We start from the raw sequence: 7,049 nt of genomic DNA on the forward strand, positions 1-7,049 counted from the left end.
CTGCCGGTCTAGCGTGAGGAGGGACGGGTCCGTGCGAGCGGGCGGGGCCCGCGGCGACTGGAGGTTCGCGTGAAGGCTGGGGTGCGCACGTGGGAGGCGGTCCGGGAGTTCGCCCTGGGGCTGCCGCAGGCGCGGGAGGAGTTCCCGTGGGGTCCCGAGGACTGCGTGGTGAAGGTCAACAAGAAGATCTTCGTCTTCCTGGGGAACACCGACGGCCCGTCGCCCGGGATCTCCGTGAAGCTCAAGGACGAGGCGCTGCACGGTCACGCCATGACCGCGCCCGGCGCGGAGCCGACCGGATACGGGCTGGGGAAGGCCGGCTGGGTCTCCGTGCCGCTGGGGCTGAAGGGTGCGCCCTCCGCCGAGGTGCTGTGCGAATGGGTGGAGGAGAGCTACCGGACCGTCGCGCTCAAGCGGGACCTCAAGGAGCTCGACGCGCGGACCGCCGGACCCGGCGCATGGGGAGACTCCGCAACCGGCTAAGCGCTTGCTCTTGTGCTGAGTGGAACAGGTTCCTAGCATCACTGGTGTTACATCAGTTGTGTCACACAGTGGCGGCAGTGGTGCCACCGGATGCTGGGGGCTCGATGGCAGTGACAGGGAACCTGACGGGGAGCGTGCCCGGGAGCGGCGGGGGCCCGCTCGCGGGCGTGCGCGTCGTCGAGCTGGCGGGCATCGGGCCGGGCCCGTTCGCCGCCATGGTCCTCGCCGACCTGGGGGCCGACGTGGTGCGGGTGGACCGCCCGGGCGGCGGCGGGCTGGCCGTGAATCCGGCCTACGACATCACCAACCGCAACAAGCGCTCCGTCCTCGTCGACCTGAAGTCCGCCGACGGCCCGGCCCGCGTGCTGGACCTGGTCGAGCGCGCCGACGTGCTCATCGAGGGCTTCCGCCCCGGGGTCGCCGAACGGCTCGGCGTGGGCCCGGCCGACTGCCACGCCCGCAACCCCCGGCTCGTCTACGGCCGGATGACCGGCTGGGGCCAGGAGGGCCCGCTCGCCCACACCGCCGGGCACGACATCGCGTACATCGCCGTCACCGGCGCCCTCGGCATGATCGGCAGCCCGGGCGAACCCCCCGCCGTGCCCGCCAACCTGGTCGGTGACTACGCGGGCGGCTCGCTCTACCTCGTCATCGGCGTCCTCGCCGCCCTCCAGCACGCCCGCACCCCGGGTGGCGCCGGCCAGGTCGTCGACGCGGCCATCGTCGACGGGACTGCCCACCTCACGGCCATGATCCACGGGATGATGGCGGCCGGCGGCTGGCAGGACCGGCGCGGGGCCAACCTGCTCGACGGCGGCTGCCCCTTCTACGGCAGCTACGAGACCTCCGACGGCGGGTACATGGCGGTCGGCGCACTGGAGCAGCAGTTCTACGACACCTTCGTGGAGCTCCTCGGCATCAAGGACCAGGCCCCCGCCCGCAAGGACCTGGCCCGCTGGGGCGAGCTCCGCGAGGCCGTCGCCGCGCGCTTCAAGTCCCGTACCCGCGAGGAGTGGACGGCCGTCTTCGCGGGAACCGACGCCTGCGTGGCACCCGTTCTCTCGCTGCGCGAGGCCCCGCACCACCCGCACCTGGCAGCCCGGGGCACCTTCGTCGAGGCCGCCGGGATCACCCAGCCAGCCCCCGCGCCCCGCTTCTCCGCGACCCCGGCCACCACCGTGGGCGGGCCCGCGCTGCCGGGCGCGCACACGGAGTCCGTGGCGGCGGACTGGGGCGTGCCGGGGCTGCTCGGGAAGGAGGCCGGCGCCTGATGGAACTCTCGATGATGCTCGACTGCTCCGCGGACCCGCGCCGCGCCGCCGACGCGGCGGCAGAGCTGGAGGCGGCCGGGCTGAGCGGTCTCGGACGCCGTGTGGGCCGCCGAGGCCTGGGGCTTCGACGCCCCGACGATCATGGGGTGTCTAGGCCGCACCGAGCAGCTGGGGATCGGCTCGGGCATCCTGGACGTCTACTCGCGCGTCCCCGGGCTCACCGCTCAGCCGGCGGGTCTGGACGCGATGTCCGGCGGCCGGGCGCTGCTCGGCCTCGGGGCCTCGGCCGGCAGGTGGTCGAGGGCAGGCTGGGACCCGCCAACGTGAAGATGACGGCCGAGATCGCCGACGGCCGGCTGCCCGCCCTCTTCGTACCGGAGAAGGCCGGCGCCGTGTGGGGGAGCGCGCTCGCCGAGGGCGCGGCCCTGCGCGCGCCGGAGGGTTACGTGCGCGAGCGCGGCGAGGCCTTCCGGGCCGCCGGGGTCACCATGCTCAACGTCACGCCCGTCGGGCCCGAGCCGGCCCGGCTCGTCGAAACCGTGAAGAACTGGCTGTAAGGAGCCGTCTGATGAAGCGCCAGATCTTCGACGCCGACCACGAGGCGTTCCGTGAGACCGTCCGCACCTTCCTCACCAAGGAGGTGCTGCCGCACTACGAGCAGTGGGAGAAGGACGGGATCGTCAGCCGCGAGGCCTGGCGGGCCGCCGGCCGGCAGGGTCTGCTGGGCCTGGCCGTCCCGGAGGAATACGGGGGCGGCGGGAACGCCGACTTCCGGTACGCGGCGGTGATCGCCGAGGAGTTCACCCGGGCGGGCGCCGCCGGGCTCGCGATCGGCCTGCACAACGACATCATCGGGCCCTACCTGACCTCACTGGCCACCGAGGAGCAGAAGCGCCGCTGGCTGCCCGGCTTCTGCTCCGGCGAGATCATCACCGCCATCGCGATGACCGAGCCGGGCGCGGGCTCCGACCTCCAGGGGATCCGGACCACCGCCGAGGACGCGGGCGACCACTGGGTGCTCAACGGCTCCAAGACATTCATCTCCAACGGCATCCTCGCCGACCTGGTGATCGTCGTGGCGAAGACCACCCCCGAGGGCGGGGCGCACGGGATGTCGCTGCTGGTCGTGGAGCGCGGCACCGAGGGCTTCGAGCGCGGCCGCAACCTCGACAAGATCGGCCAGAAGGCGCAGGACACCGCCGAGCTGTTCTTCAACGACGTGCGCGTCCCCAAGGAGAACCTGCTCGGCGAACTCAACGGCGCCTTCGTCCACCTGATGACCAATCTCGCGCAGGAGCGGATGGGCATCGCGATGGCCGGCATCGCCGCCGCCGAGTACCTGCTGGAGATCACCACGCAGTACGTGAAGGAGCGCGAGGCCTTCGGGCGCCCGCTCTCCAAGCTCCAGCACGTCCGCTTCGAGATCGCGGAGATGGCCACCGAGTGCGCGGTCACCCGTACCTTCCTCGACCGCTGCATCGCCGACCACTCCAAGGGGGAACTGGACCACGTCCACGCCTCGATGGCGAAGTGGTGGGCCACCGAACTCCAGAAGCGGGTCGCCGACCGCTGTCTGCAACTGCATGGCGGATACGGATACATGACCGAGTACCGGGTCGCGCGGGCCTTCACGGACGGCCGTATCCAGACCATCTACGGCGGCACGACCGAGATCATGAAGGAGATCATCGGCCGTTCCCTGCTGGCCTGACCTCCCCCGGCCCTGCCGGCCTGACCTCCCCCGACCTTCCCCACGCCTCCGCACCCCCGAAAGGCTTGACCAGTGAGCACCGAAGCGTACGTATACGACGCGATCCGCACGCCGCGCGGCCGAGGCAAGGCCAACGGCTCCCTGCACGGCACCAAGCCGATCGACCTGGTCGTCGGCCTCATCCACGCCCTGCGCGAGCGCAACCCCGGACTGGACCCCGCCACCATCGACGACATCGTGCTCGGCGTCGTCAGCCCGGTCGGCGACCAGGGCTCCGACATCGCCCGCATCGCGGCGATCGCCGCCGGGCTGCCGGACACCGTGGCCGGACTCCAGGAGAACCGCTTCTGCGCCTCCGGCCTGGAGGCCGTCAACCTGGCTGCCGCGAAGGTCCGCTCCGGCTGGGAGGACCTGGTCCTCGCGGGCGGCGTGGAGTCGATGTCCCGGGTCCCGATGGCCTCGGACGGCGGAGCCTGGTTCAACGACCCGATGACCGGCTGGGACACCGACTTCGTCCCGCAGGGCATCGGCGCCGACCTGATCGCCACGATCGAGGGATTCTCCCGGCGCGACGTGGACGAGTACGCGGCCCTGTCCCAGGAGCGGGCCGCCGCCGCCATCAAGGACGGCCGCTTCGCCAAGTCGATCGTCCCGGTCACCGACCGCAACGGCCTGGTGGTCCTGGACCACGACGAGTTCGTCCGCCCCGGCACCACCGCCGACACCCTCGCCCGGCTGAAGCCCTCCTTCGCGGACATCGGCGACCTCGGCGGCTTCGACGCCGTCGCCCTGCAGAAGTACCACTGGGTCGAGAAGATCGACCACGTCCACCACGCGGGCAACTCCTCCGGCATCGTCGACGGGGCGTCCCTCGTCGCCATCGGCTCCCGCGAGGCGGGGGAGCGCAACGGTCTGACGCCGCGCGCCCGGATCGTCTCGGCCGCCGTCTCCGGCTCCGAGCCCACCATCATGCTCACCGGCCCCGCCCCGGCCACCCGCAAGGCCCTGGCCAAGGCAGGCCTGACCATCGACGACATCGACCTGATCGAGATCAACGAGGCCTTCGCCGGCGTCGTGCTCCGCTTCGTCAAGGACATGGGCGTCTCCCTGGACAAGGTCAACGTCAACGGCGGCGCCATCGCGCTGGGCCACCCGCTCGGCGCCACGGGCGCGATGATCCTCGGCACGGTCGTCGACGAACTGGAGCGCCAGGACAAGCGCTACGGCCTCGTCACCCTCTGCGTCGGCGGCGGCATGGGCGTCGCCACCATCGTCGAACGCCTCTGAATCCCGTCCTGATCCCTGATCCCTGATCCCACCCCCGACACGGAAGTTGCGAACATGAGCGAGTCCACCACGATCCGCTGGGAACAGGACGAGACCGGCGTCGTCACCCTGGTCCTCGACGACCCCAACCAGTCCGCCAACACGATGAACCAGGCCTTCAAGGACTCGATCGCGGCGATCGCCGAGCGCGCCGAGGCCGAGAAGGACTCCATCCGGGGCATCATCTTCACCTCCGCCAAGAAGACCTTCTTCGCGGGCGGCGACCTGAAGGACATGATCCGGCTCCGCCCCGAGCACGCGCAGCTGGCCTTCGACACCGGCACCGCCATCAAGGCCTCGCTGCGCCGCATCGAGACCCTCGGCAAGCCCGTGGTCGCCGCCATCAACGGCACCGCCCTCGGCGGCGGTTACGAGATCTGCCTGGCCTCCCACCACCGCGTGGCCCTCGACGCCCCCGGCTCCAAGATCGGCCTGCCCGAGGTCACCCTCGGCCTGCTCCCGGCCGGCGGCGGCGTCACCCGGACCGTCCGCCTGATGGGCATCGCCGACGCGCTGCTCAAGGTGCTGCTGCAGGGGACCCAGTACAACCCCCGGCGGGCCCTGGACAACGGCCTGGTGCACGAACTCGCCGCCACGCCCGAGGAGATGCTCGCCAAGGCGCGCGCCTTCATCGACGCCAACCCGGAGTCGAAGCAGCCGTGGGACGTCCCCGGCTACAAGATCCCGGGCGGTACGCCGTCCAACCCGCGGTTCGCCGCCAACCTCCCGGCCTTCCCGGCCAACTTGAAGAAGCAGCTGAACGGAGCCCCGTACCCGGCCCCGATCAACATCCTGGCCTGCGCCGTCGAAGGCGCCCAGGTGGACTTCGAGACCGCGCTGACCATCGAGGCCCGCTACTTCACCGAGCTGGTCACCGGGCAGACCGCCAAGAACATGATCCAGGCGTTCTTCTTCGACCTCCAGGCCGTCAACGCCGGCCGCAGCCGCCCGCAGGGCGTCGCGCCCCGCAAGGTCGCCAAGGTGGCCGTGCTCGGCGCCGGCATGATGGGCGCCGGAATCGCCTACTCCTGCGCCCGCGCGGGCATCGAGGTGGTACTGAAGGACGTCACCCCCGAGGCCGCCGCCCAGGGCAAGGCGTACTCCGAGAAGCTGCTCGACAAGGCCCTGTCCCGGGGCCGCACCACCGAGGCCAAGCGCGCCGAGCTGCTCGCCCGGATCACCCCGACCGCCGAGGCCGCCGACGTGGCGGGCTGCGACGCCGTCATCGAGGCCGTCTTCGAGGACACCGCGCTCAAGCACAAGGTGTTCCAGGAGATCCAGGAGTACCTCACGCCCGACGCGCTGCTCTGCTCCAACACCTCCACGCTGCCCATCACGGGCCTCGCGGAAGGGGTTTCGCGGCCCGTCGACTTCATCGGACTGCACTTCTTCTCGCCCGTGGACAAGATGCCGCTGGTGGAGATCATCAAGGGCGAGCGGACCGGCGACGAGGCCATCGCCCGCGCCTTCGACCTCGTACGGCAGATCAACAAGACCCCGATCGTGGTCAACGACTCGCGCGGGTTCTTCACCTCGCGGGTCATCGGCCAGTTCATCAACGAGGGCGTCGCCATGGTCGGCGAGGGCATCGAGCCCGCCTCCATCGAACAGGCCGCGGCCCAGGCCGGGTACCCGGCCAAGGTGCTCTCCCTGATGGATGAGCTGACCCTCACGCTGCCCCGCAAGATCCGCAACGAGACCCGCAAGGCCTTCGAGGCCGAGGGCCGGGCCTGGCCGGAGCACCCGGCCGACACCGTCATCGACCGGATGGTCGACGAGTTCGGGCGCCCGGGGCGCAGCGGAGGCGGCGGGTTCTACGCGTACGACGAGAGCGGCAAGCGCGCCGGGATCTGGCCGGGGCTGCGGGAGCACTTCACCAAGGAGGGGTACCGGATCCCCTTCGAGGACATGAAGGAGCGGATGCTCTTCTCCGAGGCGCTGGACACCGTCCGCTGCTTCGACGAGGGGGTCCTGACCTCGTACGCCGACGCCAACATCGGTTCCATCATGGGCATCGGCTTCCCGGCCTGGACCGGTGGCGTGATCCAGTACATCAACGGCTACGAGGGCGGTCTTACGGGCTTCGTGGCCCGCGCCCGCGAGCTGGCCGAGAAGTACGGCGAGCGCTTCACCCCGCCCGCCTCCCTGGTGGCGAAGGCCGATCGGGGAGAGACGTACGCCGACTGAACGGCCGGAACGGACCGGACGGAACGGACCTGACGGCCGGCGTGCGGTTCCGGGGCATCCCGCCCCGGAAC

Annotated in this window: 5 protein-coding genes and 1 pseudogene; all 6 read left to right on the forward strand. The window is 71.2% G+C overall.

The genetic code is table 11. The features are described from left to right. The first annotated feature begins 57 nt into the window (after nt 1-57). Nucleotides 58-483: an MmcQ/YjbR family DNA-binding protein gene (locus AC061S_RS31030; protein WP_478689208.1), complete on the forward strand. Its 426-nt coding sequence runs from the start codon at nt 58-60 to the stop codon at nt 481-483. Between the two features lie 104 nt (nt 484-587). After that, a complete protein-coding gene (locus tag AC061S_RS31035; protein WP_478689203.1) occupies nt 588-1,754 on the forward strand; it encodes a CaiB/BaiF CoA transferase family protein in 1,167 nt (388 codons plus the stop codon). After that, nucleotides 1,754-2,311 (forward strand): annotated as a pseudogene (locus AC061S_RS31040) (LLM class flavin-dependent oxidoreductase). Before AC061S_RS31035 ends, AC061S_RS31040 begins: the two are co-directional and overlap by 1 nt. A gap of 11 nt (nt 2,312-2,322) precedes the next feature. Further along, nucleotides 2,323-3,465 (forward strand): acyl-CoA dehydrogenase family protein, encoded by a 1,143-nt coding sequence (locus tag AC061S_RS31045; RefSeq protein ID WP_478689204.1) that lies wholly within the window; start codon nt 2,323-2,325, stop codon nt 3,463-3,465. A gap of 72 nt (nt 3,466-3,537) precedes the next feature. Beyond that, nucleotides 3,538-4,752 carry an acetyl-CoA C-acetyltransferase gene (locus AC061S_RS31050; RefSeq protein WP_478689205.1) on the forward strand — a complete coding sequence of 405 codons (1,215 nt, stop codon included), beginning with the start codon at nt 3,538-3,540 and terminating at the stop codon, nt 4,750-4,752. A 54-nt stretch (nt 4,753-4,806) separates the two neighbouring features. Next, nucleotides 4,807-6,978 carry a 3-hydroxyacyl-CoA dehydrogenase NAD-binding domain-containing protein gene (locus AC061S_RS31055; RefSeq protein WP_478689206.1) on the forward strand — a complete coding sequence of 724 codons (2,172 nt, stop codon included), beginning with the start codon at nt 4,807-4,809 and terminating at the stop codon, nt 6,976-6,978. Nucleotides 6,979-7,049 lie beyond the last annotated feature (71 nt).

This window comes from Streptomyces sp. CA189 (assembly GCF_056428985.1).